Annotated in this window: 25 protein-coding genes, 1 tRNA gene and 1 pseudogene; 17 read left to right on the top strand and 10 right to left on the bottom strand. The window is 55.7% G+C overall.

Going from position 1 to position 26,136, the window contains the following annotated elements:
- Positions 1 to 93: 93 nt before the first annotated feature.
- Together gcvP and KTH07_RS16375 are read left to right on the top strand one after the other, a co-directional pair.
- Positions 94 to 2,967 (top strand): aminomethyl-transferring glycine dehydrogenase, encoded by a 2,874-nt coding sequence (gcvP, locus tag KTH07_RS16380; RefSeq protein ID WP_032619074.1) that lies wholly within the window; start codon positions 94 to 96, stop codon positions 2,965 to 2,967.
- 70 nt (positions 2,968 to 3,037) lie between these two features.
- Entirely contained in the window at positions 3,038 to 3,781 is a 744-nt protein-coding gene (locus KTH07_RS16375; RefSeq protein WP_017382896.1) for an SDR family oxidoreductase, read from the top strand.
- A 2-nt stretch (positions 3,782 to 3,783) separates the two neighbouring features.
- Here the strand turns inward: KTH07_RS16375 and KTH07_RS16370 are convergent, their stop codons facing one another.
- The 6 genes from KTH07_RS16370 to KTH07_RS16345 form a co-directional block, all read right to left on the bottom strand.
- Positions 3,784 to 4,284, bottom strand: a complete 501-nt coding sequence (locus KTH07_RS16370) for a protein disulfide oxidoreductase (RefSeq protein WP_032619077.1) — start codon at positions 4,282 to 4,284, stop codon at positions 3,784 to 3,786.
- Positions 4,274 to 4,876, bottom strand: coding sequence for a DsbA family protein (locus KTH07_RS16365; protein ID WP_032619079.1), 603 nt, complete (start codon positions 4,874 to 4,876; stop codon positions 4,274 to 4,276). Before KTH07_RS16365 ends, KTH07_RS16370 begins: the two co-directional genes overlap by 11 nt.
- A gap of 1 nt (position 4,877) precedes the next feature.
- Complete coding sequence (locus KTH07_RS16360; RefSeq protein ID WP_032619080.1) at positions 4,878 to 6,887, bottom strand: protein-disulfide reductase DsbD; 2,010 nt, start codon at positions 6,885 to 6,887, stop codon at positions 4,878 to 4,880.
- 48 nt (positions 6,888 to 6,935) lie between these two features.
- Positions 6,936 to 7,295: a hypothetical protein gene (locus KTH07_RS16355; RefSeq protein ID WP_032619081.1), complete on the bottom strand. Its 360-nt coding sequence runs from the start codon at positions 7,293 to 7,295 to the stop codon at positions 6,936 to 6,938.
- A 124-nt stretch (positions 7,296 to 7,419) separates the two neighbouring features.
- On the bottom strand, positions 7,420 to 8,853 hold the full coding sequence (bglA, locus tag KTH07_RS16350; protein WP_017382891.1) for a 6-phospho-beta-glucosidase BglA: 1,434 nt from the start codon (positions 8,851 to 8,853) through the stop codon (positions 7,420 to 7,422).
- Between the two features lie 116 nt (positions 8,854 to 8,969).
- Positions 8,970 to 9,701 carry a MurR/RpiR family transcriptional regulator gene (locus tag KTH07_RS16345; RefSeq protein WP_015571796.1) on the bottom strand — a complete coding sequence of 244 codons (732 nt, stop codon included), beginning with the start codon at positions 9,699 to 9,701 and terminating at the stop codon, positions 8,970 to 8,972.
- 266 nt (positions 9,702 to 9,967) lie between these two features.
- Between KTH07_RS16345 and KTH07_RS16340 the strand changes: the two are divergent.
- Positions 9,968 to 10,628, top strand: a pseudogene (locus tag KTH07_RS16340) (hemolysin III family protein).
- A 112-nt stretch (positions 10,629 to 10,740) separates the two neighbouring features.
- On the opposite strand, the gene ygfZ reads toward KTH07_RS16340, so the two are convergent.
- A complete protein-coding gene (ygfZ, locus tag KTH07_RS16335; RefSeq protein ID WP_022649306.1) occupies positions 10,741 to 11,721 on the bottom strand; it encodes a tRNA-modifying protein YgfZ in 981 nt (326 codons plus the stop codon).
- A 294-nt stretch (positions 11,722 to 12,015) separates the two neighbouring features.
- Here ygfZ and sdhE point away from each other — a divergent pair, with 294 nt between their 5' ends.
- Together sdhE and KTH07_RS16325 are read left to right on the top strand one after the other, a co-directional pair.
- Complete coding sequence (sdhE, locus tag KTH07_RS16330) at positions 12,016 to 12,282, top strand: FAD assembly factor SdhE (protein ID WP_003863437.1); 267 nt, start codon at positions 12,016 to 12,018, stop codon at positions 12,280 to 12,282.
- A complete protein-coding gene (locus KTH07_RS16325; protein ID WP_017382887.1) occupies positions 12,263 to 12,673 on the top strand; it encodes a protein YgfX in 411 nt (136 codons plus the stop codon). The genes sdhE and KTH07_RS16325 overlap by 20 nt, the downstream gene beginning before the upstream one ends.
- Before the next feature lies 1 nt (position 12,674).
- Here KTH07_RS16325 and fldB read toward each other — a convergent pair whose 3' ends face one another.
- Complete coding sequence (fldB, locus tag KTH07_RS16320; RefSeq protein ID WP_015571793.1) at positions 12,675 to 13,196, bottom strand: flavodoxin FldB; 522 nt, start codon at positions 13,194 to 13,196, stop codon at positions 12,675 to 12,677.
- A gap of 101 nt (positions 13,197 to 13,297) precedes the next feature.
- Between fldB and xerD the strand changes: the two genes are divergently transcribed.
- The 5 genes from xerD to lysS all read left to right on the top strand — a co-directional run bounded on the left by xerD (position 13,298) and on the right by lysS (position 19,391).
- Complete coding sequence (gene xerD / locus KTH07_RS16315) at positions 13,298 to 14,194, top strand: site-specific tyrosine recombinase XerD (protein ID WP_023304385.1); 897 nt, start codon at positions 13,298 to 13,300, stop codon at positions 14,192 to 14,194.
- Between the two features lie 28 nt (positions 14,195 to 14,222).
- On the top strand, positions 14,223 to 14,936 hold the full coding sequence (gene dsbC / locus KTH07_RS16310) for a bifunctional protein-disulfide isomerase/oxidoreductase DsbC (RefSeq protein ID WP_023295380.1): 714 nt from the start codon (positions 14,223 to 14,225) through the stop codon (positions 14,934 to 14,936).
- Positions 14,937 to 14,941: 5 nt separating this feature from the next.
- A complete protein-coding gene (gene recJ, locus KTH07_RS16305) occupies positions 14,942 to 16,675 on the top strand; it encodes a single-stranded-DNA-specific exonuclease RecJ (RefSeq protein WP_023304383.1) in 1,734 nt (577 codons plus the stop codon).
- 90 nt (positions 16,676 to 16,765) lie between these two features.
- A protein-coding gene (gene prfB, locus KTH07_RS16300) for a peptide chain release factor 2 (protein WP_096147815.1) occupies positions 16,766 to 17,864 on the top strand; the annotation gives its coding sequence in 2 pieces (ribosomal slippage) (positions 16,766 to 16,840 and positions 16,842 to 17,864; 1,098 coding nt in all).
- Positions 17,865 to 17,873: 9 nt separating this feature from the next.
- Positions 17,874 to 19,391: a lysine--tRNA ligase gene (gene lysS / locus KTH07_RS16295; RefSeq protein ID WP_003863452.1), complete on the top strand. Its 1,518-nt coding sequence runs from the start codon at positions 17,874 to 17,876 to the stop codon at positions 19,389 to 19,391.
- 48 nt (positions 19,392 to 19,439) lie between these two features.
- On the opposite strand, the gene idi is transcribed toward lysS, so the two are convergent.
- Entirely contained in the window at positions 19,440 to 19,982 is a 543-nt protein-coding gene (gene idi, locus KTH07_RS16290) for an isopentenyl-diphosphate Delta-isomerase (protein ID WP_032619083.1), read from the bottom strand.
- 163 nt (positions 19,983 to 20,145) lie between these two features.
- On the opposite strand from idi, the gene actS reads away from it, so the two are divergent.
- Together actS and KTH07_RS16280 are read left to right on the top strand one after the other, a co-directional pair.
- On the top strand, positions 20,146 to 20,886 hold the full coding sequence (gene actS, locus KTH07_RS16285) for an amidase activator ActS (protein ID WP_022651807.1): 741 nt from the start codon (positions 20,146 to 20,148) through the stop codon (positions 20,884 to 20,886).
- Positions 20,887 to 20,966: 80 nt separating this feature from the next.
- Positions 20,967 to 21,040: transfer RNA gene (locus KTH07_RS16280), tRNA-Gly, on the top strand.
- Between the two features lie 251 nt (positions 21,041 to 21,291).
- On the opposite strand, the gene KTH07_RS16275 is transcribed toward KTH07_RS16280, so the two are convergent.
- A complete protein-coding gene (locus KTH07_RS16275) occupies positions 21,292 to 21,717 on the bottom strand; it encodes a hypothetical protein (RefSeq protein WP_017382883.1) in 426 nt (141 codons plus the stop codon).
- Between the two features lie 511 nt (positions 21,718 to 22,228).
- Here KTH07_RS16275 and KTH07_RS16270 point away from each other — a divergent pair.
- The 5 genes from KTH07_RS16270 (at position 22,229) to KTH07_RS16250 (ending at position 26,103) form a co-directional block, all read left to right on the top strand.
- Positions 22,229 to 22,372 (top strand): hypothetical protein, encoded by a 144-nt coding sequence (locus KTH07_RS16270; RefSeq protein WP_015571788.1) that lies wholly within the window; start codon positions 22,229 to 22,231, stop codon positions 22,370 to 22,372.
- 259 nt (positions 22,373 to 22,631) lie between these two features.
- On the top strand, positions 22,632 to 23,300 hold the full coding sequence (locus tag KTH07_RS16265) for an isochorismatase family protein (protein WP_023295377.1): 669 nt from the start codon (positions 22,632 to 22,634) through the stop codon (positions 23,298 to 23,300).
- Between the two features lie 222 nt (positions 23,301 to 23,522).
- Complete coding sequence (locus KTH07_RS16260) at positions 23,523 to 24,698, top strand: OmpP1/FadL family transporter (RefSeq protein ID WP_017382880.1); 1,176 nt, start codon at positions 23,523 to 23,525, stop codon at positions 24,696 to 24,698.
- Between the two features lie 63 nt (positions 24,699 to 24,761).
- Positions 24,762 to 25,391 carry a winged helix-turn-helix transcriptional regulator gene (locus KTH07_RS16255; RefSeq protein WP_015571785.1) on the top strand — a complete coding sequence of 210 codons (630 nt, stop codon included), beginning with the start codon at positions 24,762 to 24,764 and terminating at the stop codon, positions 25,389 to 25,391.
- A 100-nt stretch (positions 25,392 to 25,491) separates the two neighbouring features.
- Positions 25,492 to 26,103: an outer membrane beta-barrel protein gene (locus KTH07_RS16250; RefSeq protein WP_032619086.1), complete on the top strand. Its 612-nt coding sequence runs from the start codon at positions 25,492 to 25,494 to the stop codon at positions 26,101 to 26,103.
- The last annotated feature ends 33 nt before the right edge of the window (positions 26,104 to 26,136 follow it).

Raw genomic sequence — 26,136 nt, 5'->3', positions numbered from 1 at the left:
ACAGGTCAACGTAGGCCCGGTAAGCGTTAGCGCCACCGGGCAACAGCGTTACAGATAACTACGATTCACTGCACGTTTCAGGAACCATCGCTCATGACACAGACTTTAAGCCAGCTTGAAAACCGTGGCGCCTTCATTGAACGTCACATTGGGCCGGATGCTCAGCAACAGCAGGAGATGCTGAAGACAGTTGGCGCGGATTCATTAAACGCACTGATCGGCCAGATCGTGCCAAAAGACATCCAGCTTGCTACGCCGCCGCAGGTAGGCGAGTCCACGACGGAGTTCGCCGCGCTGGCGGAGCTGAAGGCCATCGCCGGCCTTAACAAGCGCTATAAGTCTTACATTGGCATGGGCTACACCAACGTGCAGTTACCGCCCGTGATCCTGCGTAACATGCTGGAAAACCCGGGCTGGTATACCGCTTATACCCCGTATCAGCCAGAAGTCTCCCAGGGCCGTCTGGAAGCGCTGCTGAACTTCCAGCAGGTGACGCTGGATCTGACCGGTATGGATATCGCCTCTGCCTCGCTGCTGGATGAAGCGACCGCCGCCGCCGAAGCGATGGCGATGGCGAAGCGCGTGAGCAAGCTGAAAAACGCCAACCGCTTCTTCGTGGCGGCGGACGTGCATCCCCAGACGCTGGACGTGGTGCGCACCCGTGCGGAAACCTTCGGCTTTGAGGTGATTGTCGACGACGCTGAAAAAGTGCTGGATCACCAGGACGTCTTCGGCGTGCTGTTGCAGCAGGTGGGCACCACCGGGGAAGTGCACGACTACGGCGCACTGATCGCCGAGCTGAAATCCCGTAAGGTTATTGTTAGCGTCGCCGCTGATTTTATGGCGCTGGTGCTGCTGACGGCGCCAGGTAAACAGGGCGCGGATATTGTCTTCGGCTCAGCTCAGCGTTTCGGCGTGCCGATGGGCTACGGCGGCCCGCACGCGGCGTTCTTTGGCGCGAAAGATGAATTTAAACGTTCCATGCCAGGCCGTATTATCGGCGTATCGAAAGATGCCGCCGGTAACACCGCGCTGCGCATGGCGATGCAGACCCGCGAGCAGCATATCCGCCGCGAGAAAGCGAACTCCAACATCTGTACCTCGCAGGTGCTGCTGGCTAACATTGCCAGCCTGTACGCGGTGTTCCACGGTCCGGCTGGCCTGAAACGTATTGCCAGCCGCATCCACCGTCTGGCCGATATCCTGGCCTGCGGTCTGCAACAGAAAGGTCTCAGACTGCGTCATGAACACTATTTCGATACCCTGTGCGTCGAGGTGGCAGACAAAGCGGCCGTGCTGGCGCGCGCCGAGGCAGCGCAAATCAACCTGCGCAGCGACATTCACAATGCGGTCGGCATTACGCTGGACGAAAGCACCACCCGTGACGATATCCTGACCCTGTTCAACGTATTGCTGGGTGACGCACACGGTCTGGACGTTGATACGCTCGACAAAGAGGTTGCGCTCGACAGCCGCTCCATTCAGGAAAGCATGCTGCGCGACGACGCGATTCTGACTCACCCGGTGTTCAACCGCTATCACAGCGAAACCGAGATGATGCGTTACATGCACTCTCTGGAACGTAAAGATCTGGCGCTGAACCAGGCGATGATCCCGCTGGGCTCCTGCACCATGAAGCTGAACGCCGCGGCTGAGATGATCCCAATTACCTGGCCTGAATTCTCTGAGCTACACCCGTTCTGCCCGGCTGAGCAGGCGGAAGGTTATCACATGATGATCAACCAGCTCTCCGACTGGCTGGTGAAGCTGACCGGGTACGACGCGCTCTGCATGCAGCCGAACTCCGGTGCGCAGGGTGAATACGCTGGTCTGCTGGCGATCCGTCACTATCACGAAAGCCGCAATGAAGGCCACCGTGATATCTGCCTGATCCCAAGCTCTGCCCACGGTACCAACCCGGCTTCTGCCCAGATGGCAGGAATGGAAGTGGTGGTTGTGGCGTGCGACAAAAACGGCAACATCGATCTGGCCGACCTGCGCGCCAAAGCCGAGCAGGCGGGCGACAAACTCTCCTGCATCATGGTGACCTACCCATCCACCCACGGCGTGTACGAAGAAACTATCCGTGAAGTGTGTGATGTGGTGCATCAGTTCGGCGGCCAGGTTTACCTCGACGGCGCAAACATGAACGCCCAGGTGGGCATCACCTCTCCGGGCTTTATTGGCGCGGATGTGTCGCACCTGAACCTGCATAAAACGTTCTGCATTCCGCACGGCGGTGGCGGCCCGGGCATGGGTCCTATCGGCGTGAAGGCGCACCTGGCACCGTTTGTGCCGGGCCACAGCGTGGTGCAGATTGAAGGCATGCTGACCCGTCAGGGCGCAGTCTCCGCGGCACCGTTCGGCAGCGCCTCTATCCTGCCAATCAGCTGGATGTACATCCGCATGATGGGCGCGGAAGGGCTGAAGCAGGCCAGCCAGGTGGCGATCCTCAACGCCAACTACATCGCAACGCGTCTGAAGGACGCCTATCCGGTGCTCTATACCGGCCGCGACGGTCGCGTGGCGCACGAATGCATCCTCGATATTCGTCCTCTGAAAGAAGAGACGGGCATCAGCGAGCTGGATATTGCCAAGCGCCTGATCGACTACGGCTTCCACGCGCCAACCATGTCCTTCCCGGTAGCGGGTACGCTGATGGTTGAGCCGACCGAATCTGAAAGCAAGGTGGAGCTTGATCGCTTTATCGACGCCATGCTGGCGATCCGCAGCGAAATCGACCGCGTGAAAGGCGGGGAGTGGACGCTGGAAGATAACCCGCTGGTGAACGCGCCGCATACACAGAACGAACTGGTGGCAGAGTGGAACCACGGTTATACCCGCGAGCTGGCTGTCTTCCCGGCAGGTGTGGCAAACAAATACTGGCCAACCGTGAAACGTCTTGATGATGTTTACGGCGACCGTAACCTGTTCTGCTCCTGCGTACCGATGAGCGAATACCAGTAACGTTGTTCCTGTAGTAACGTAGGCCGGGTAAGGCGAAGCCGCTACCCGGCTTTTTTATTGGGAGAAAAGAATGGCAATTGCACTGGTCACCGGCGCCAGCCGGGGTATTGGTAAAGCCACCGCGCTACAGCTGGCAAGCGAAGGCTACACCGTTGCGGTGAATTTTCATCACAACATCAAAGCCGCGACGGACGTCATTAATCAGATCGTGGACGCGGGCGGTAAAGCCTTTGCCGTACGCGCGGACATCAGCGATGAAGCGCAGGTGATGGCGATGTTCGACAGCATCGATCGCGAAGGTGAGCCGCTCGCCGCGCTGGTGAACAACGCCGGGATTTTGTTTGAACAATCCACCATCGAAAACCTCTCCGCTGAACGTATTAACCGCGTGCTGGCTACCAACGTCACCGGCTATTTTCTCTGCTGCCGTGAAGCGGTTAAGCGCATGTCGCATAAACACGGCGGCAAGGGCGGCGCGATTGTGAATGTCTCCTCGGCGGCATCACGGCTGGGCGCGCCGGGGGAATATGTGGATTATGCCGCCTCAAAAGGGGCGGTGGATTCCCTGACCACCGGCCTCGCGCTGGAGGTGGCGGCGCAGGGCATTCGCGTTAACTGCGTGCGGCCAGGCCTGATTTATACCGATATTCACGCCTCCGGCGGCGAGCCGGGGCGTGTGGATCGGGTGAAGTCGATGTTACCGATGCAGCGTGGCGGTCAGCCGGAGGAGGTCGCCCAGGCCATTGTCTGGCTGCTGAGCGACAAAGCCTCCTATGTCACCGGTAGCTTCCTGGAGCTGGCTGGCGGGAAGTAACGCTACGACGCCAGCCACAGCCGCAGGCGCATTCCCCAGCCGCTGGTCCAGCCGGTGGTGATCGACTTTACCTCGCCGTGAGAGATCACCACCAGCGTTGGCGTAACCTTAACGTCCCACTTACGCGCCAGTTCTCCGCTGGCGTCGTTGACCGTGGGCATCGTCGCCTTCTTCTTCCTCATCCAGGTTTCGAGCGTCGCGTTATCGCCCGAGCGCAGCGCAACCGACATCACGTTACCCCCGTCCGCGGCAAGCGCCGCCACCGACGGCGTGGTGTAGCGGCAGACGCCGCACCATGTCGCCCAGACGTAGACCAGCAGCGGTCGCTCCTTACTCATGGCGATAAGATCGACGGGCTGGCCGTCGAGGGTGTGCAGTGCCGTCGCGGAGAAATTCTGCGGCAGCGCGGGCTGGCGGAAATAGTCCACCGCCAGGCTCACGGCTACGCCAATCAGCAGCCACACGCCCAGCTCGCGCAGCAGGCGCGGAAGCTTACTTGCCACGGGCGTTTGCCAGCTGTTCTTTGACCAGCCCCTCCAGGTCGTCATACGGAATTGCGCCCGCCACCATCTGGTCGCCGATAATGGTCGCCGGGGTACCCTGAATATTCAGCACCTGCGCCAGGATGAGGTTCATCTTTAGGCTGTCCATGGTTTTATCATCCGTTTTAATGCTGTCCGTTCCGGTCTTTGCCTTCGCGGCGGCGATGCTGGCGTCATCGTGATAGCCCTTTTTCATCATCAGCCGCTGGTGCAGCGCCCAGAATTTATCCGGCGCCTGCTGCCACGTTGAGAGTGCCGCTTTCGCGGCATTTACCGAGCTTTGTCCCTTGAACGGCAGCAGTTTGACGATGAGCTGCACGTCGGGATTTTCCTGCACGATTTTCTCAAGCATTGGGTCGAACTGCTTGCAATACGGGCAGTTGTAGTCCGTGAAGGAGACGATGGTCAGCTTCGGCGATGTCGCGCCGGTTTGCGGGCTGTTGGGGTCGTTAAACAGCAGTTTTGCCAGCTGGTCGCTGGAAGCGTCATCAGAAGGTGCGGCGAAACCGAACGTTGATAACGACAGCAGAAGTAAGGCAACGAAGGCTCTCATGTTATTTTCCTTTTGCATCGGACAGGTTGCTCAGCACCGCTTCGCGGCTTAACAACGCAGGCAGCACGTGGCCCTGCGGTAATCCCGGTCCGTAGATCTGGTTAAACGGCACGGCGGCGCTGCCGCGCGTGGTTAAGAACTGGCTGATGGTATCTGAGGGGCGGCTCCAGTCGCCGCGCAGGGCGACAACGTCCGGGGCGGAGAGCGCATCCTGCACGTCGTCGCGCAGCAGCACGTTGTATTTATTGGCTTTACAGGTCACGCACCAGTCGGCGGTCACGTCGACGAACACCCATTTGTTCTCCGCCAGCGCGCGGGCAATGGCCTGCTCGCTGAGCGGCTGCCAGTGAATACGATCGCGGCGGGAACCCTCGCCGCCGGAACCGGATACAAACGCGACCGCCCCGGCCACCACTACAGCTAATACCCCGGCGCGCAGTGCCGTTTGCCAGCGGTAGCGCCAGGCGGTGACCAGCAGCAGCGTAAGGATCAGGAGCACGCCCAGCGTGATGACGGGCAGGCTGCCAATGTGCACCGTCAGCAGGCTCAGCAGCCACAGCGATGAGCCGAGCATCATCATCCCCAGCACTACGCGTACGACGTTCATCCAGCGTCCCGGACGCGGCAACCGCTGGGCCAGCCCCGGCCAGGCCGCCACCAGCAGCCACGGCAGGCTCATGCCGATACCCATCGCCAGGAAGATCCCCCACAGCAGGGGAAGCGGCGCCGCCAGCGCGACCGAGACCGCCGTACCCAGGAACGGCGCGGTGCAGGGTGTCGCCAGCAGCGTGGCAAACGCGCCTTGCCAGAAATGACCCGCAAGCCCGTTGCCGCCGCGCGTGGCGAGGAAGGTGCTGGCGCCGGAAGGGAGACGGATTTCAAACAACCCCAGCAGGCTGGCGCTGAAAAGCACCATCACCAGCGCCATCGCGCCAATAAACCACGGATTCTGGAACTGGATCCCCCAGCCGAGCGCCTGATTGCCTAAGCGTAAAACCGTCATCATCAGCGCCAGCGCGAGGAACGAGATCACGATCCCGGCTACCGACGCAAGAAACTGTCGGCGTACCTGACTCCGCGCCTGCCGTTCGGTTTGCATCAGCGTGCCTAGCTTCATGGCCAGCACGGGCAGTACGCAGGGCATGACGTTAAGGATCAGACCGCCCGCCAGCGCCATCAGCAGTACCCAGCCTAACGAGAGCGTCGGCGCGGCGTTCCCCGGCTGAATGCTCAGGCTGGACTCCTGCGCCTGCCCGCTATCGGCCAGAACCAGCGACAGGGTTTTGCCGCTGAGGTTGGGCGCGGCCTCGCCCCAGTTGTCCGTCACGGGCACGGTGGCGACCAGCGAGTCACCGCGCACGGTGAGGGCCGGTTTGCCGAAATCAACATCATCCATACCGTCGATAAACAGGGACGGCGCCTGCCAGCCTGCGTCACGCTGCGCCGTTACGGTCAGCTTGCCGGGGGCATAGGTGGCGTTAAGCGTTGAGGTCAACCCGCCGCTGAGCGGAAGGGTGCCCATGGCCCGACTGAAATCGTAATCAAAACCGGCGCCTGCGGATGCGGTCATGTTCAGCGAAAACGGGTAGTCGGTAAGAATACAGACGTTGCTACAGGTGGAGAGCGTCAGTACGCCGCTCAGGATCTTCGGGACGTCGCCCCGCAGAGTGATGGGAAAGCTGACATCGCCGTGGTAGCCCTGCGTGGTGATGCCCGCGACGTCGAAACGCTGCGGCACAGGCCAGCGCCAGATCGCCTCGACGGGCTGATGCCATTTAATCGCGGGTGCGACGCCGCCTTCGCCCGGCGAGCGCCAGTAGGTTTTCCAGCCTTTTTGCAGGGCGACGTCCAGCAGCAGGCGGGTTTCGCCAGTGCTTTCGGGTTGCGCACGCAGCCTGACGCTGGCGTGCTGATTATCGGCGGCGCGCAGCCAGCCGCTGTCGGCAGCCTGGCTGAGGGGCAGCCATAGCCAAAGCAGGCAGACCAGCAGTCGCCTGAATACAGTAAACATAAATTTTCTCCGTAAATAATGAATTAACCTGAAGTAACAGGCGAAGGCTCATTCACGGAAGACGCATAATCGCAGATGCACCCTTAACCGGGGCGGGGAGATAACGCGGGGAGGCCACTGCCGTTCGCGGCGCGGTGGACTGGCTGCCAGCAACGCCAGCAGCAGGGTGACGGCAATCAGGGCGCCTTCAAACAAAACAGGCGGGACCGACATCAGCGACTTGGCGCTAAGCTCACACGGGGTTACCGGTGCGTCGGTACTCTCCTGCCCCTGCTGGACAGACTGGCTCGTGGCGGTGACGTTCATGACAAGCGCGTGTATCCCGGCCATCCGCTGGGCGGTGCATATCAGCACCACCAGGCAGGCCAGGGCTACAAGCAGGATAGCGTTGCGTTGTCGCTTGATCATGTTCGCCTCAAATATTCAGGACGCCTATATTATCGGGCGAACATATTTTGGCAACGCAAAAGCTGTAAAGAAGTGTCTGGAAGATAAGCGGTTTGCCCTCTCCGCTTGCAGAGAGGGCGAGCCATTACAGCGTTTCGCCGTTGCTGGCAATGACGGTTTTATACCACTCAAAGCTCTTCTTACGGGAGCGGGACATGTCACCGGTACCGTCGTCGTGCTTGTTGACGTAGATAAAGCCGTAGCGCTTACTGTACTGGCCGGTGGTGAAGGAGACGCAGTCGATGCAGCCCCACGGCGTGTAGCCCATCAGATCCACGCCATCCCAGGTCACCGCCTTCATCATCTCTTCCACGTGGGCGCGCAGGTAGTCGATGCGATAGTCATCGTTGATGCTGCCGTCCTCTTCCACGGTGTCGTAGGCGCCGAAACCATTTTCCACGATAAACAGCGGCTTCTGATAACGTTCGTACAGTTCACACAGCGAATAGCGCAGGCCTACCGGATCAATCTGCCAGCCCCAGTCGGACGCCTTGACGTGTGGGTTCGGCACGCTGCCCTCGAAGCCGGAAATGGCGTCACCGGTACCGCCTTCCGCTTTGACCGCGTTGGTCATGTAGTAGCTGAAACCTAAGTAATCGCAGGTGCCTTCACGCAGGATCTGCTCGTCGCCAGCTTCCATTTTGATGGAGAAGCCACGGCGCTCCCACTCGTTCAGCACGTAAGACGGGTAATAGCCGCGCAGCTGTACGTCGGTAAAGACGTAGCGCTCGCGCATGGATTCCTGAGCGAACATGACATCTTCTGGCTTGCAGGAGTACGGATAGAGCGCCACCATCGCCAGCATGCAGCCGACTTTCATTTCCGGGTTAATGCGGCGTGCGGCTTTCACCGCCAGCGCGCTGGCCACGAACTGGTGGTGCAGCACCTGGTACATGGTCTCTTCCGGGTTGTCGTGCTCGGTATAGACCACACCAGAGCAGCAGTAGCCGAACAGCGGCGCACGCCAGTTGCGCTGGTTGTTGATTTCGTTGAAGGTCATCCAGTATTTGACCTTATTTTTGTAGCGCTCAAATACCACTTCCGAGAAGCGCACAAAGAAATCGACCACTTTACGGTTGGTCCATCCGCCATATTCCTGAACGAGGTGCAGCGGCATTTCAAAGTGGGAGAGGGTGATAACCGGCTCGATGTTGTACTTCAGCAGTTCATCGAACATGTCGTCGTAAAACTTCAGCCCCTCTTCGTTTGGCTGAGTTTCGTCGCCTTTCGGGAAGATGCGCGTCCAGGCGATGGAGGTACGGAAACATTTGAAGCCCATCTCGGCAAACAGCCTGATGTCTTCTTTGTAATGGCCGTAGAAGTCGACGGCTTCGTGGTTGGGGTAATATTTGCCTTCAATCACTTCCTGCGTGATTTCTCGCGGAACGCCGTGTGCGCCGCCGGTGAGCACGTCGCAGATGCTTGGCCCTTTGCCGCCTTTGTTCCAGCCGCCTTCAACCTGGTGCGCCGCTACCGCGCCGCCCCATAAAAAATCTTTCGGTAAGGTGAGTTTTTTCATCTTTGCTATTCTCAATTCAGGACTTATTGATTTCGAGTCTAGCAAAGCGGAATTAAATGTCACGATATAACATTTTGCGGAAATTGTAATTTGTCACATCAAAAAAACAGGATGTTTTATTCTGTTAATTTCTTCGCCAGTTTCCGGCCTAATGATTCCAGAATATAGATGACGGGAATTTGCGTGGTGATATCGTAAACGCCGCCAATGCGCGTTTGCGGTACGTGCCAGGAGAGGTTAAAGTCCGCCAGCTTTGCGAGACGTGAATGTTCGTGGCTGGTGACTGAGAGCACCTTGCAGTGGTGCAGGCTGAACTGGCTGGCGAAGCGCAGGATCTCCTCGGTCTCGCCGGAGACGGAGAGTACAATGGCCAGCGCATTTTTAGCCATGTCGTTAGTGACCGGGAAATAAGGATCGTCGATATGGTTACTGAATTTCCCGATATTTGAAAAGAAACGTGCGCCATATTTTGCCAGCGATCCGGAGGTGCCCGCACCGACAAAAATAATTCGTTCAGATGATAAAATAATATCGACCGCGTTATCTAATAGCGCATCAAACTCTTCGTTATTTACGCTTTTAAAGAAGCTGATGATTTCACTGGCACCAAAATTCGCCTGCTGCGGCTCGTTCTGCTCCAGATAGAGTTTAAAGCGCACCCGAAATTCCGAGTAACCATCGCAGTTGAGCTTGCGGCAGAAGCGCAGGATAGTGGTAGTGGAAACGCCCGCCGCATCCGCCAGCTCGCGGATGGTCATGTACATCACTTTATCGCGGTTCTTAATGACATAGTTGTAGACCATCATTTCCAGATTGTTGAGGCTGGCAATGGCGGAATGGCTGAACATACTCACAATGGCTAAACTCGCTGTCGGACACTATTCCTGAAGCATACCATGATGACGAAGGGCGGGAGACGGATTTATCTCCTTGATTACTTAGATGTTAATGAAATCATTTACACCTGTGCGGTGAATTGTTTTTACATTATGCTGATTTATAAGGATAAATCTTGAATGTGGATTTATTTTAGCTAACAGGTGTTCACTGGAATCATTCTCAGTTAGCATAGACTGGCGATGAATAATCATCTTTTGTTTTCCCGGAGTTAAGTATGGTGAGCAGACCATTAATCGCACAGGGATATTCGCTGGCTGAGGAAGTAGCCAACAGTATAAGCCACGGCATTGGCCTGGTTTTTGGGATTGTCGGCTTAGTGTTATTGCTGGTACAGGCAGTGGATACCAACGCCAGCGCGATGGCCATTACCAGCTACAGCCTGTATGGCGGGAGTATGATCCTGCTTTTCCTGGCCTCAACGCTGTATCACGCTATTCCGCATCAACGGGCGAAGATATGGCTCAAGAAATTTGACCACTGCGCTATCTATCTTCTTATTGCGGGTACCTATACGCCGTTTTTGCTGGTGGGGCTCAACTCACCGCTGTCGCGTGGCCTGATGATTGTGATCTGGAGCCTGGCGCTGCTGGGGATCCTTTTTTAAGCTGACTATTGCGCACCGGTTTAAAGTGTTGTCGCTGGTTACCTATCTGACAATGGGCTGGCTGTCGCTGATTGTGGTGTATCAGTTAGCCATTAAGCTGGCGGTGGGGGGCGTGACGCTTCTGGCGGTGGGCGGGGTAGTCTACTCGCTGGGCGTGATTTTCTACGTCTGCAAGCGTATTCCGTACAACCATGCCATCTGGCACGGCTTTGTGCTGGGCGGCAGCGTGTGCCACTTCCTGGCAATTTATCTGTATGTTGGGCAGGTGTAGTTTTTTTGTAAGGTGCGGTCTGATGCCCTCACCCCCGACCCTCTCCCACAGGGAGAGGGAGAATATCAACACCGTAGGCCCGGTAAGCGCAGCGCCACCGGGCGATACAGCATCAATCTTCCAGAGAATACGGTAGCGGCTCAATGCTGAGCGTGTTTGCATCATCCCGCACGCGGAACACGCTGTCGGGCTCCATATCATTATTCATGACAACCTGCACCAGCAGGCGGCCATCATCGAGCTGGACGGCGGCTAACACGGTGCCGGTACGGCGCCAGTTTTCGCCCATCTTCATCTCAAGATCTTCACCCGCTTCCGGCACACGGCTGGCGTGACCAGCCAGCGTCCACAGGGCGCGTTTGTTCGCGCCGCGGAATTTCGCACGCGCCACCATTTCCTGACCGGTGTAGCAGCCCTTCTTAAAGCTGATACCACCCAGCGCCTGGATGTTTGTCGCCTGCGGGATAAACTGCGCGCTGTTTGCCGCGTCAATCACCGGCAGGCCCGCTTCGATGTTCAGCGCCAGCCACTGCTGGCTGTTGTTGAGCTGTGCTTCACCGCGCAGGGCGTCAGTGACGCGTTCCGCCGTTGCTTCGTCGGTTACCAGCAGGAAGCGCTCCGCCGGGTGTTCGAACCACAGAATGGAGGTCGCTCCCTCGCTGACCAGCTGTTTTTCAGCATCCGGCAGCTCGGCAAACAGGTTTTTCAGCGCTGCACGCGCCTGGAAACCCGCGACCCCCAGCAGAACGTGTTCATCGTCCGGGGCGATGGTGACTTTAGAAAAGACCGCGTATTTTTTCAGCTCTTTAAGCTGGGCGTCACGCAGGCTGCGGCGCTCAATAAAGGCGAATCCGTCCTGACGGCGGAACAGACGCAGGTTGCTCCACATTTTGCCTTTTGGATCGCAATGCGCGGCCAGCAGATGCTGGTGCTCAGTCAACTGCGCCACGTCCGCCGTGACCTGGCCTTGCAGGTATTTTTCACTGTCCGCACCAGTCAGTGTCGCCAGTGCCCAGTCATCAAGAGTAATCAGCGTCAGCGGCAGACGCGCAGAGGCGGCGGGCTGGCGAGGAGAAAATGGTGTAAATGCCATAGTGATGTCCTGAATTGCTTAACGCTTTGATAATACCTAATGGTAAAAGAGACTGTATTCAATGCAAGCGCTTTCAGCAGGCCATTCGTGCCATTACGCGGTTATGCGTGGCGCTACGCAAAATAGTGTAATCCGCTGTCTTTATAAGGATTATTCAGGGAGCCTGCTCGAGGTTCGCAATATTCCAGTAAAGAAACGGTCAAAAACACGTTACACTAGCAGGTGTTCCCGGAGAGCAATAATGAATACCAAACGGGATACCGACTGTGCCAAACGTAATGCAGGAAACAGAACATGGATATTAACAACAAGGCCCGTATTCACTGGGCGTGCCGTCGCGGCATGCGTGAACTTGATATCTCCATCATGCCTTTCTTCGAGTATGAGTACGACAGCTTAAGCGATGACGATAAGCGCCTGTTTGTCCGTCTGCTTGAGTCTGACGATCCGGATTTATTCAACTGGCTGATGAATCACGGCAAGCCCGCCGACACCGAGTTGCAACGGATGGTGCAATTAATTCAAACACGGAATCAGGAACGTGGTCCTGTGGCAATCTGATCTTCGCGTCTCGTGGCGCTCACAGTGGATGTCCTTACTGCTCCACGGGCTGGTGGCGGCACTGGTGTTATTGGTGCCGTGGCCGCTTAGCTATACCCCTCTGTGGTTGCTATTGCTGTCGTTTGTGGTGTTTGACAGCGTGCGCAGCCAGCGTCGAATCAACGCCCGTCAGGGTGAAATTAAGCTGCTGATGGATTCTCGCCTGCGCTGGCAGGGAAAAGAGTGGGAGATGATGGGGACGCCGTGGATGCTTAATACCGGGATGATGCTACGGCTGCGTCGGGTCGAGGATAACCGTCGCCAGCACCTGTGGCTGGCCGCAGACAGTATGGATCCCGCGGAGTGGCGAGATCTGCGCCGGTTGATCGTGCAACAGCCGACGCAGGAGTAAATCAGCTGAATTGCTCGGCCATCTCACCCAGAATCTGCTCGCACCAGCTCTGGAGGCGCTCGTCGCTAAGATCGTACTGGTTGGTTTCATCCAGCGCGAGCCCGACAAACAGCTGACCGTCGGCAATAATCGGTTTTTGACTGGTGAACTCATAGCCTTCCGTAGGCCAGTAGCCGATAAAGGTCGCGCCCTTTGGCGCCAGTTTGTCGTGCAGCATGCCGAGTGCGTCAAGGAACCACTCCCCGTAGCCCAACTGGTCGCCCATGCCGTACATCGCAATGATTTTGCCTTCAAAATTGACTGAATCGAGCTGATCCCAGATGGCTTCCCAGTCTTCCTGAATCTCACCAAAGTCCCAGGTAGGGATACCCAGAATCAGCACATCGTACTGCTCCATCAAGGCAACCGCGTCATCTTTCAGGTTATGCAGCGTCACCAGTTCCGGGCCAATGATGTCACGAATTTTCTCCGCCGCCATTTCGGTGTAGCAGGTGCTGGAACCATAGAACAGACCAATATTCATCGCGTAACTATCTCAATTCTTGCTATGACTTTGCGCGTAGTGTACCAGAAACCGATGGCATTCAGGCATAATGGCCAGATTGCAGAACCAAAGGGGCTGATGTGGAAAAGGATCTCGCACTCATCGAACAGTTTGTCGACGCGCTGTGGCTGGAGAAAAACCTCGCTGAAAATACGCTCAGCGCCTATCGTCGGGATCTCACGCTGCTGGTCGAGTGGCTGGCACATCGTGGGCTGACGCTTGAAAGCGCGCAAAGCGATGACCTGCAAGGGTTACTGGCTGAGCGGATGGAAGGGGGGTACAAAGCCACCAGCTCTGCACGCCTGCTGAGCGCCATGCGCCGCCTGTTCCAGCACCTGTACCGCGAGAAGATCCGCGCGGATGACCCCAGCGCACTGCTGGCATCGCCTAAACTGCCTCAGCGGCTGCCAAAAGATCTCAGTGAAGCACAAGTTGAGAGATTATTACAGTCGCCCGCAGTTGACCTTCCGCTGGAGTTACGCGATAAAGCCATGCTTGAACTATTGTATGCCACGGGCTTGCGCGTTTCCGAGCTGGTGGGCCTGACGATGAGCGATATCAGCCTGCGTCAGGGCGTGGTGCGCGTTATCGGTAAAGGGAACAAAGAACGGCTGGTGCCGCTGGGTGAAGAGGCGGTCTACTGGCTGGAGACGTATCTGGAACACGGGCGTCCGTGGCTGCTGAACGGCGTCTCCATAGATGTATTGTTCCCGAGCCAGCGCGCGCAGCAGATGACGCGACAAACGTTCTGGCATCGCATTAAACATTACGCCACACTGGCGGGTATTGACAGTGAGAAGCTGTCGCCGCACGTTTTGCGTCACGCCTTCGCGACGCATCTGTTAAACCACGGCGCTGATTTACGCGTGGTGCAGATGTTGCTTGGACACAGCGATCTTTCAACGACGCAAATATACACCCATGTCGCGACGGAACGCCTGCGGCAGCTACACCAACAGCACCACCCTCGCGCGTGAGTGCCGACGAATTGTTACAGGAACAAATATGAAAAAGTCTTTAGCGCTGCTCACCCTGCTGGCAGCTTCGATTTCCGGTATTGCCCATGCGGACGATGCCGCCATTAAACAGTCTCTGACGAAACTCGGCGTCGCCAGCAGCGAGATCCAGCCAGCGCCGGTGGCTGGCATGAAAACGGTGCTGACCAACAGCGGCGTGCTGTACGTGACCGAAGACGGCAAGCACATCATTCAGGGGCCTATGTACGACGTGAGTGGCGCGCAGCCGGTGAACGTCACTAACCAGCTGCTGATGAAAAACCTGAACGCGCTCGAAAAAGAGATGATTGTCTACAAAGCGGCGCAGGAAAAGCACGTTATTACCGTCTTCACCGACATCACCTGCGGCTACTGCCACAAGCTGCATGAAGAGATGAAAGACTACAACGCGCTGGGCATTACCGTGCGTTACCTGGCTTTCCCACGCGCCGGCGTGCAGAGCCAGCCTGAGCAGGATATGAAAGCGATCTGGTGTGCGAAAGACCGCAACAAGGCCTTTGATGACGCGATGAACGGCAAAGGCGTGAAGCCCGCGTCCTGCGATATCGACATCGCTAACCACTACGCGCTGGGCGTACAGTTTGGCGTGAGCGGTACGCCAGCCATTGTGCTGAGTAACGGCTACGTGGTACCGGGCTACCAGGGTCCAAAAGAGATGAAAGCGTTCCTCGACGAGCACCAGAAACAGATGGGTGGTAAATAATTCGCGTGAAAGCCCCGATAAAACTGCGCCGCCGCGATGCGGGTGAAACCGCGGATTTACCAGACACGCTTCCGCTGCTGTTAAAGCGGCTGTACGCCAGCCGTGGCGTGCGTACGGCAAGCGATCTTGAGCGCAGCGTCAAAGGCATGCTGCCCTGGCAAGCGCTGAGTGGCATCGAAAAAGCGACTGAAATGCTCTACGACGCGTTCCGGGAAGGCACGCGGATTGTCGTGGTGGGCGATTTCGATGCCGACGGCGCAACCAGTACCGCGCTGAGCGTGCTCAGCCTGCGTGCGCTGGGCTGCGAGAACGTGACTTACCTGGTGCCGAACCGGTTTGAAGACGGCTACGGCCTCAGCCCGGAAGTGGTCGATCAAGCCCACGCCCGTGGCGCACAGATGATCATGACCGTGGATAACGGGATCTCCTCTCATGCGGGGGTCGATCATGCCCATGCGTTGGGGATCCCCGTACTGGTCACCGATCACCACCTGCCAGGCGAAACTCTGCCTGCCGCCGAAGCCATCATTAACCCGAACCTGCGCGACTGCGATTTCCCGTCGAAATCGCTGGCCGGAGTAGGGGTGGCGTTTTATCTGATGCTGGCGTTACGCACGTTGCTGCGAGATAAGGGCTGGTTCGAATCGCGCGGAATTGCCGTGCCGAACCTCGCGGAGTATCTCGATCTGGTGGCGCTGGGAACCGTGGCGGACGTGGTGCCGCTCGATACCAATAACCGTATTCTCACCTGGCAGGGCTTAAGCCGCATTCGGGCAGGTAAATGCCGTCCGGGAATTAAGGCGCTGCTGGAAATTGCCAACCGCGATCCGCTGAAGCTTGCGGCAAGCGATTTAGGCTTTGCCCTCGGCCCGCGCCTGAACGCGGCGGGGCGGCTGGATGATATGTCGGTTGGCGTCGCGCTGCTGCTGTGCGACAACATCGGCGAAGCGCGCGTGCTGGCCAGTGAGCTGGACGCACTCAACCAGACCCGTAAAGAGATTGAGCAGGGGATGCAGGCCGAAGCGCTGACCCTGTGCGAAAAGCTGGAGCGCAGCGGCGATACCCTGCCGGGCGGGCTGGCGATGTATCACCCTGAATGGCACCAGGGCGTGGTGGGCATTCTGGCGTCGCGCATTAAAGAGCGTTTCCACCGCCCGGTGATTGCGTTCGCCCCCGCCGGGGACGGCACGCTGAAAGGCTCCGGTCGTTCCATTCAGGGTCTGCATATGCGCGATGCGCTGGAGCGTCTGGATACGCTGCATCCGAACCTGATGATTAAGTTCGGCGGTCACGCGATGGCGGCAGGCCTGTCGCTGGAAGAGGCGAAGTTCGACGAATTCCAGCGTCTGTTTGGCGAACTGGTCACCGAGTGGATCGATCCGGCTCTGTTGCAGGGTGAAGTGGTTTCTGACGGTGAGCTTTCACCGGCTGAAATGACCATGGAGGTGGCGCAGATGCTGCGCGATGCCGGCCCGTGGGGGCAGATGTTCCCGGAACCGCTTTTCGACGGACGTTTTCGTTTGCTGCAACAGCGCATCGTGGGCGAACGCCATCTCAAAGTGATGGTGGAACCGGTCGGCGGCGGACCGCTGCTCGATGGCATCGCCTTTAACGTTGATACCTCCATCTGGCCGGACAACGGCGTGCGCGAGGTTGAGCTGGCCTATAAGCTGGATATTAACGAGTTCCGCGGTAACCGCTCCCTTCAGATCATCATCGACAATATCTGGCCAATTTAGCGTCAGTAATCTCTATAAAAAAGGGCGTGGATTCGGTACAATCCCGCTCTTATCACCGCATTTTGACAAGCTCATAAAAGAAAACAGACCATGTTTGAAATTAATCCGGTAAAAAACCGCATTCAGGACCTCACGGAGCGCTCTGACGTTCTTAGGGGGTATCTTTGACTACGATGCCAAGAAAGAGCGTCTCGAAGAAGTAAACGCCGAGCTGGAACAGCCGGACGTCTGGAACGAACCTGAGCGCGCTCAGGCGCTGGGTAAAGAGCGTTCCTCCCTCGAAGCCATCGTAGATACGCTGGATCAAATGGCGCAGGGTCTGGAAGATGTTTCTGGGCTGCTGGAGCTGGCTGTCGAAGCCGACGACGAAGAAACCTTTAACGAAGCCGTGGCAGAGCTCGACGTGCTGGAAGAGAAGCTGGCGCAGCTGGAATTCCGTCGCATGTTCTCCGGCGAATACGATAGCGCTGACTGCTATCTCGATATTCAGGCAGGTTCTGGCGGTACCGAAGCGCAGGACTGGGCGAGCATGCTGATGCGCATGTACCTGCGCTGGGCGGAAGCGCGCGGTTTCAAAACCGAGATTATCGAAGAGTCCGAAGGTGAAGTGGCGGGTATCAAATCCGTCACCATCAAGATTATTGGCGATTACGCTTACGGCTGGCTGCGTACCGAGACCGGCGTTCACCGCCTGGTGCGTAAGAGCCCGTTCGATTCCGGCGGCCGTCGTCACACCTCCTTCAGCTCCGCGTTTGTCTACCCGGAAGTGGATGAAGATATCGATATCGACATCAACCCGGCGGACCTGCGTATCGACGTTTACCGCGCATCCGGCGCGGGTGGTCAGCACGTTAACCGTACGGAATCTGCGGTGCGTATTACCCACATTCCAACCGGGCTGGTAACACAGTGCCAGAACGACCGTTCCCAGCATAAGAACAAAGACCAGGCCATGAAGCAGATGAAAGCGAAGCTTTATGAGCTGGAGATGCAGAAGAAAAATGCTGAGAAGCAGGCGATGGAAGACAACAAGTCCGATATCGGCTGGGGCAGCCAGATCCGTTCTTACGTCCTTGATGACTCCCGCATCAAAGACCTGCGTACCGGGGTTGAAACCCGCAACACGCAGGCGGTGCTGGACGGCAGCCTGGACCAATTTATCGAAGCAAGTTTGAAAGCAGGGTTATGAGGAACCAACATGTCTGAACAACAAGCACAGGGCGCTGACGCGGTAGTCGATCTTAACAACGAACTGAAAACCCGCCGCGAGAAGCTGGCAGCGCTGCGCGAGCAGGGCGTGCCGTTCCCGAACGATTTTCGTCGTGACCACACCTCAGACCAACTGCACGCAGACTTCGACGGTAAAGAGAACGAAGAGCTGGAAGCGCTGAACGTTGAAGTGTCCGTGGCGGGCCGCATGATGACCCGTCGTATCATGGGTAAAGCGTCCTTCGTGACCTTACAGGACGTTGGCGGCCGCATTCAGCTGTACGTCTCTCGTGACGACCTGCCGGAAGGCATCTACAACGAGCAGTTCAAAAAGTGGGACCTCGGCGATATCCTGGGCGCTAAAGGTAAACTGTTCAAAACCAAGACCGGTGAACTGTCTATCCACTGCACCGAACTGCGTCTGCTGACCAAAGCCCTGCGCCCGCTGCCGGACAAGTTCCACGGTTTGCAGGATCAGGAAGCGCGCTATCGTCAGCGTTACCTGGATCTCATCTCTAACGATGAATCCCGTAAGACCTTCAAAATTCGCTCCCAGATCATGGCCGGTATTCGCCAGTTCATGGTTAACCGCGACTTTATGGAAGTAGAAACCCCGATGATGCAGGTGATCCCAGGCGGTGCCTCTGCCCGTCCGTTCATCACCCATCACAACGCCCTGGACCTGGACATGTACCTGCGTATCGCGCCGGAACTGTACCTGAAGCGTCTGGTGGTCGGCGGTTTCGACCGCGTGTTTGAGATCAACCGTAACTTCCGTAACGAAGGTATCTCCGTACGTCATAACCCAGAGTTCACCATGATGGAACTCTATATGGCGTATGCGGATTACAAAGATCTGATCGAGCTGACCGAATCCCTGTTCCGCACCCTGGCGCAGGACATTCTGGGCACCACCCAGGTGCCTTACGGTGAAGAGGTGTTCGACTTCGGCAAGCCGTTCGAAAAACTGACCATGCGCGAAGCGATCAAGAAATACCGTCCGGAAACCAACATGGCGGATCTGGATAACTTCGACTCTGCGAAAGCGATCGCTGAAAGCATCGGTATCAAGGTTGAGAAGAGCTGGGGCCTGGGTCGTATCGTGACCGAAATCTTCGAAGAAGTGGCCGAAGCGCACCTGATTCAGCCGACCTTCATCACCGAATACCCGGCGGAGGTGTCTCCCCTGGCGCGTCGTAATGACGAGAACCCGGAAATCACCGATCGCTTCGAATTCTTCATCGGTGGCCGCGAAATCGGTAACGGCTTTAGCGAGCTGAACGATGCAGAAGATCAGGCGCAGCGCTTCCAGGATCAGGTTAACGCGAAAGCGGCAGGCGACGACGAAGCGATGTTCTTCGACGAAGACTACGTGACCGCGCTGGAGCACGGCCTGCCGCCGACGGCTGGCCTGGGTATTGGTATCGACCGTATGGTGATGCTGTTCACCAACAGCCACACCATCCGCGACGTGATCCTGTTCCCGGCGATGCGTCCGGTGAAATAAGCCGTTAAGACGTAAAAAAAGCCCCGTGCGTTTATCGCCGGGGCTTTTTTATTGCGCCGCGAAGGCGCTGAGTTTTTCACGCGCGGTGTTCGCTTCCTGCACCATCCACGGGCTAAATGCCCACGGTGTGGCGTCCAGCGCGCGGAATAGCGCGTCCAGCTTCACCCACTGATACTCCATCACTTCATCGTCATTGATTGCGAGGGTATTCGTTACGCGGGCGGCATAGACCGGGCAGATTTCGTTTTCAACGATCCCTGACGGGTCGGCTTCACGGTAGCGGAACTCCGGGGCAATGGGGGTGATGTCTGTGATTTCGGCGCCGACTTCAAAGCGACAGCGGCGGATAATCGCCTGCTCTGTCGCTTCGTCGGCCTGTGGATGACCGCAAACGGAGTTGGTCCATACGCCGGGCCAGGCTTTTTTACTTAATGCGCGCCGGGTGATCAGACATTCTCCATTAGCGTTAAACAGCCATGAAGAGAAGGCCAGGTGTAGCGGGGTGTGTGACGTGTGCGCGGCGTACTTCTCCTGAGTGCCAATCACTTTTCCCTGGTCATTTACCAAAATAACGTGTTCTTGAATACTCATTGATGCTCCAGTGCCAAAATGCTTAATGGTTCAGCACCATCAGCGGAATTATTATACTGCATTCTTATGCGAACGGTTTGGCCCACAGAGCGGAAAAGGGCATGACCCGCATCAGTTTGGGCTGCTATCATAGTGCGCCATTCACGCTGACCGAGGAGCTGTTTTGTTTGCAGGAAGCCTGACGAGAAACCCGATCATTGCCGTTTTCTGCCTGACGCTGACGCTACTTGTAGCAGGATGCTCGGGGAGTAAATCTTCGGATATGGGCAGTTATTCCGGTGCAGTCTATACCGTTAAGCGCGGGGACACGCTCTACCGCATCTCACGCGCCACGGGAACCAGCGTGAAGGAGCTGGCGCGCCTGAATAATATCTCTCCACCGTATACTATTGAGGTAGGGCAGAAGCTCAAGGTTAACGGCGGTTCCTCCTCAGGGAAAAAGTCCTCAACGCGTAAAACAGCCAAAGTCACGCCATCCTATCAGGTGCCTAAATCATCCTGGCCGCCGGTCGGTCAGCGCTGCTGGATCTGGCCTGCAAGCGGAAAAGTGGTTGCGCCGTACTCGCTCTCGGAAGGTGGCAATAAAGGTATTGATATCGCTGCCGCACGCGGCACACCGGTTTACGCTTCAGGGGCCGGGAAGGTGGTCTATGTCGGTAACCAGCTTCGTGGATACGGTAACCTGATCATGATTAAGCATGGTGAGGACTACATTACGGCGTATGCGCATAACGACACGATGCTGGTCAATAACGGCCAGAACGTGAAGGCGGGGCAGAAGATTGCGACCATGGGCAGTACCGGGACGGATACGGTTAAGCTGCACTTCCAGATCCGCTATAAGGCCACGGCCATCGATCCGCAGCGTTATCTTCCGGCGCAGGGCAGTAAGCCGAAGTGCTAAGTGATTATTTAATCGCCACTTAGTGGGGGAAAGGCTTGTATGAAGAGGCGTAAGGTCTATAATGCCTTACGCACCTCAAAGCGGGCGTAGTTCAATGGTAGAACGAGAGCTTCCCAAGCTCTATACGAGGGTTCGATTCCCTTCGCCCGCTCCAGAATTTCCCCAAGAAGAACCGTTCAAAAACTCTCTTTATTTCAGTAGGTTGCTCAGTAGCGCTGACTAACTTGTTTAGGCGTTATGTCCTGTAGAGCATTGACGTCCTCCCTGCACACGAAATGCAGGTAACCCTCTGACAGTCTTATGAAATCGCTGTGCTACGCTTGTCTTCTAACCTCTAAGGGGCTTAATGGTTTCTGTTGTCTAAAACCAGAAGAGAAAGAGCCAGCGTGGCAGCTGGCTATGTTTTTAGTATGGTGATGCGGTTAAATAGACAGGGACGGAGTAGATCGAGCCACCTGCCAGATAATCCGCAGGGCTGTGAAAGGTGTAAATGGTTCCCTTCACGGAAAGGTAGATCGCATTATTCTCGACCTTCTTCAATGCATCTTTGTCCGTGGTGATCATGAAAGGCTGGTGATCGTTCTCCAGACTCGCCATAAACGCTTTATCATCTTTGGTTACATCATAGAGATAGAAACGGTAGGAAAAGCCTGTGGTGGCTCCTGCACTCGCTTCTGTGATGTAAAGATTAGCCAGATTGTTAACTTTCGCCTTCTTAATAATCACTTGCTCAAGTGGTGAAAAGTGCAGCAAGTTGTATATCCCATAGGCGACAACAGCCAACAGGATCAGAAGTAGATACCGCTTCTTAAAAACCTGTGCGTTTTGCATAGTCGATACCCGCTCTTATCCAGTACTGGTCGTTAGGATCATCACCGTAAGGCGTTGAGCCAAACCAATCACCAAAAGCCGGATCCGTTGTTCCTGCGCGGCTTTGCGTTAAGCCATAGGTAAGCTGGAATAGCCATTTTCACTTTTTCCTCATGCTGTTATAAAAAAAACCATAGAGAAAGTGTACCTATATGTGAGAGGGCAATAAACGATTAAATCTAACAAAATCATTAATTTAAATGTGATTAAATTTGAGTTAAGTTAAACTAAAGGGAAGGTAGGCATTGCACCCTCTCGATTATTGCAAAGCCCGTATGTAATCTGGCAAGGCTTTCAATTGGCTATCTTTCATCGCCGGAACAGGAATACCCCTATCAGTCTTTCCTGTACTGGCGTACCTGCTTCCCCCTTTCGTTCATTGTTATGATCGGTTGTCGGCATAACACGCTAAGTTGCACATTTCCTGTACCCTGGATACCCTGAGATTAATCCTAATAACTCAAGGGTGAGTATGGCTACCGGGAAGAGAAAGAACCAAAAGGAATCACCTGAAGAAGAGTTAGATCGCTTGCTGGATGAGCTTGAACTCACAGAGGAGCAACGGGAGTTTATCGAATCCATGCGGGAGGATAAGGGCGATCCCAGTAGTGAGTAACGCTTGCCTTCAGCCGAACGAATACGAATGGCCGCATAACGGCATTGTAAAGATCTTTTCTCCTCACGAGGGCTTTCCGTCAGCGTCGATGGCTCAGCGTACCGTGCCAGAAATTGTCCTGAAATGATGCGGTATTCAGACCGGATCGGACTACTATTCATTAGGATTTATCAATGCATTATACCCTGACCATGTGCATGTAAAATCGCGGAGCCGGGAGAGTTGACGGCAATGTAAAAGAAATCATGAGGAAAGAAATATGGCTGCTACAAACGGTATGATTGATACTGATGACGCTGTAATTTTACTCATCGACCATCAGAGTGGCTTATTTAACACGGTACGTGATGTGCCTGTACCAGACCTTCGTAATTATGTGACAGCGATAGCCAAAGTTGCCACGCTTTTAAATATCCCGGTGATCACCACGGCCTCTGTTCCTGACGGTCCCAATGGCCCGCTCATCCCGGAAATTCACAAATATGCACCCCATGCCGTGTATGTTCCACGCACCGGGCAGATTAATACCTGGGATAATCCGGCGTTTGTGAAGGAAGTGGAAAAGACGGGCAGAAAGACCCTGATTATTGCCGGCACGCTCACCAGCGTCTGCATGGCGTTCCCTGCGGTTAGCGCTGTCCAGGAGGGGTATAAGGTTTACTGTGTTGTGGATGCCTCGGGGAACTGGTCCAAAATCGCGACCGATACCACCATCGCGCGCGTGGCTCAGGCGGGGGCGATCCCTACCGATACGTTTGCCATTGTCGCTGAATTAATGAGAACCTGGAACCGCGCGGAAGGTTCTCGCTTTGCTGAGATCCTGGCAGAGCATGTCTGTCCGGAATATAAGTGCCTGATTGAAAGTTTCGGCAAAGCTCAGGAAATTGCCAGAACGGGCCCGGAAACCAATCTGGAGCATTATAAGTAAGGCCGGATAAACCTGAACAAAATTCCTGGATTTTATCGTCCTGTACCTGAGCGTATTACAGGTGCAGGACGTAGCGGTGCCTTATTCCGGACGTCGCTGAATTGTCAGAGATATTAAGAGGGGCTGAACCGCGCATAATTTAAAATTAAACCCTCTTCCTTTTTACGTCATCAGGCGCCCCTGTTATATCTGTCGGCAAATTTTTTATTTCCCGGATCGCAGATGAAAACACGACTCCTCCTGTGCGCGGGCTTATTTGCCGCCTCCAGTGCCCATGCCAGCGCCCTCTATTTTTATGAAGCCGGCACCGAAGATACCGCGCTTGCCGGAGCAGGGCAGGCGGCTCGTGCGCAGGATGCCTCGACAATCATGACCAACCCTGCTGGCATGACGCGCCTGCCGGATCATATGGTCACTGGCGGGTTACAGGTTATGGATGGCTCCATCGACAACCAGCTGGATAACCATGCCCATCAAAGCCCCGGCGACGTGATGAAAACCATCCCGAATGCCAGCGCCTTTTATAGCCAGAAGATAAACGATGATCTTTATGCCGGGATCGGGCTTTACGGTAATTACGGTCTGGGGATCGATTACGGTAGCTGGGCGGGCGACAGGCTGATTAAAAAGAGTACCCTGGTTGCAATGACGCTCAGTCCGTCACTGGCATACAAGCTCAACGACCGACTCTCAATAGGGGCGTCCGCCAACGTTAATTACGGTTATTTCTCGCTGACCCGCAACGTTAATGATAATGACTATCGGCAGCATGATGAGGACTGGGCCATGAGCTATCGGCTTGGGCTACTCATGCAACTGACCGACCAGACGCGAGCCGGTATTACATGGAACAGCGAGACGAACTATCGCTACTCTGTTAACGGCAAAGCTCGAGTACAGAATGGTGCCTACGACCTCCCGGTGTCGGCACAAATCAGCGCGCCGCAGCAAATCATGCTCAGTCTTGTGCATGATATTAACCCTCGGTGGTCGGTTATGGGCGATCTCGGCTGGCAGGACTGGAGCCAGTTCGGTGCTCCGCAAATCGTCGTTGGGGATCGGCAACTGAACAACGTCAGCCGCCTGAAGGATACATGGCACGGCGCGGTGGGCGTGCAGTATCGTCCAACACCTCAGTGGCGACTGAATACCGGTGTGGCGTTCGACAGCTCTCCGTATGAGAGTCAGAGTGATGTGGCCTTAACTTTACCCACCGGGGATGAGTGGCGATTTGGCACGGGAGCCCAGTATCAGATCACCCCGGCCAGCAATATTGGTATTGCCGTGTCGTATCTTCATATGCAGTCGTCGCATGTGAAATCCCCGACGGCGTTTGCCGGAAGTTACGATCATCCTTATCTTTGGTTTGCCAGCGTCAACTACAGCTATCAGTTTTGATCGGCTAACCGCTTAAAATATATGGTCTATAATGGCAGATATTGAATGTCAGAAGGTTGTACCATGCATATTTTACCGCCTGTTCGACCCGAAAAATCCATCGAAAGACTGACCGCCATCCTTGAGCCGATAGCGGAGAAAGTGCACGTTGTTCCGCGTAAGCGACTCACCTGGTTACGGAAGGGGAAACAGCAGATGTACCTCTTTCTGGAAGGAGAGCTGTCCCTGCTGCGGGCTTCGGATGGACTGGTGGTAGTGACCGTTTACGAGCCGCATTTGTTTGGTATTGCAGAGATGATCCAGCCTACGCAGGGGCACCTTCTCCGTGCTGAAAGAGAGTCGACTATTTTACGTCTCGATGCGGACAAGGCGGCTGAGTTGTTTCGTGCCGAGGGCGTCTGGGAGGATGTCGCCGCGCTGCTCTCATACCATACGGCCTATTTAATATTCCGTGATGCCCAGGTACTCCAGCAGCGTACCTATTCCGTTATTCGTAACCACCTTCAGGAAATGATTTTGCTCCCGGAAGAGACGCGTTTGCGTACCACGATTCTGGAATATATCCAGGATCGTACGCTGCTCTCTCGCAGCAGTATACTCAATGTATTATCTGCCCTTAAGCAGGGGGAATATATCGCCTTTAAGCGCGGTGGATATCTGCTTGAGGTCAGACATTTACCCGAGTCATTCTAGCGGAAGTTTAAAATTAAACAGAAATGCAATTAACGCTACCGTTAATTTTCTATATCGTTTGCTTTCTCAGATTTAACATTATCAAGTAAACGGTATATTTATGAAAAAGACAGTTATCGCATTGATTATGGCTAATGCATTTACCGCCACTTCCGCGTTCGCCGCCGCTGATGCGGGCACCTGGTATAGCGGGGCTAAATTCGGCTGGTCTCACTATTTTGATACCAATATGGGTTCAAAAGCGTTTGAGAACACGTATTCCGATCACTTCGATTTTAACCATGATAATGTCGGCGGGGGTGTTTATACGGGTTATCAGATTACCCCATGGCTTGCGGTAGAAGGTGGTTATGATTATTTAGGTAACATGCAGATTAAAGGTCAGCATGGCGCCGGGGCGCAAATGAAGACGCAGGGCCTGCAAATGTCTCTGAAGGCCAGTTATGCCCTGACCAGTGACTGGGATATTTACGGCCGTGCCGGCGCAATGGGCTATCGCGCTGAATCCGATGTAAGTGGTCACAATCGTTTTGAAACCGGTGTGCGCCCGCTTGCAGCCGTGGGTACTGAATACGCTTTCAATAAAAACTGGGCGGGCCGCCTGGAATATCAGTGGGTAAGCAACGTGGGCAATGTTAACCAGATCGGCGTGAGCAGCGACCTGAGTTCCGTCACCGCAGGGCTTAGCTATCGCTTTGGTCAGTACGACTGATGCCCGTGATATGCCCATTAATAAAAACCCGGC

This window comes from Enterobacter cloacae complex sp. ECL72, from assembly GCF_019056635.1.
Classification (GTDB): Bacteria; Pseudomonadota; Gammaproteobacteria; order Enterobacterales; family Enterobacteriaceae; genus Enterobacter; species Enterobacter hormaechei_C.
This window is presented reverse-complemented; position numbering and strand designations above follow the sequence as displayed.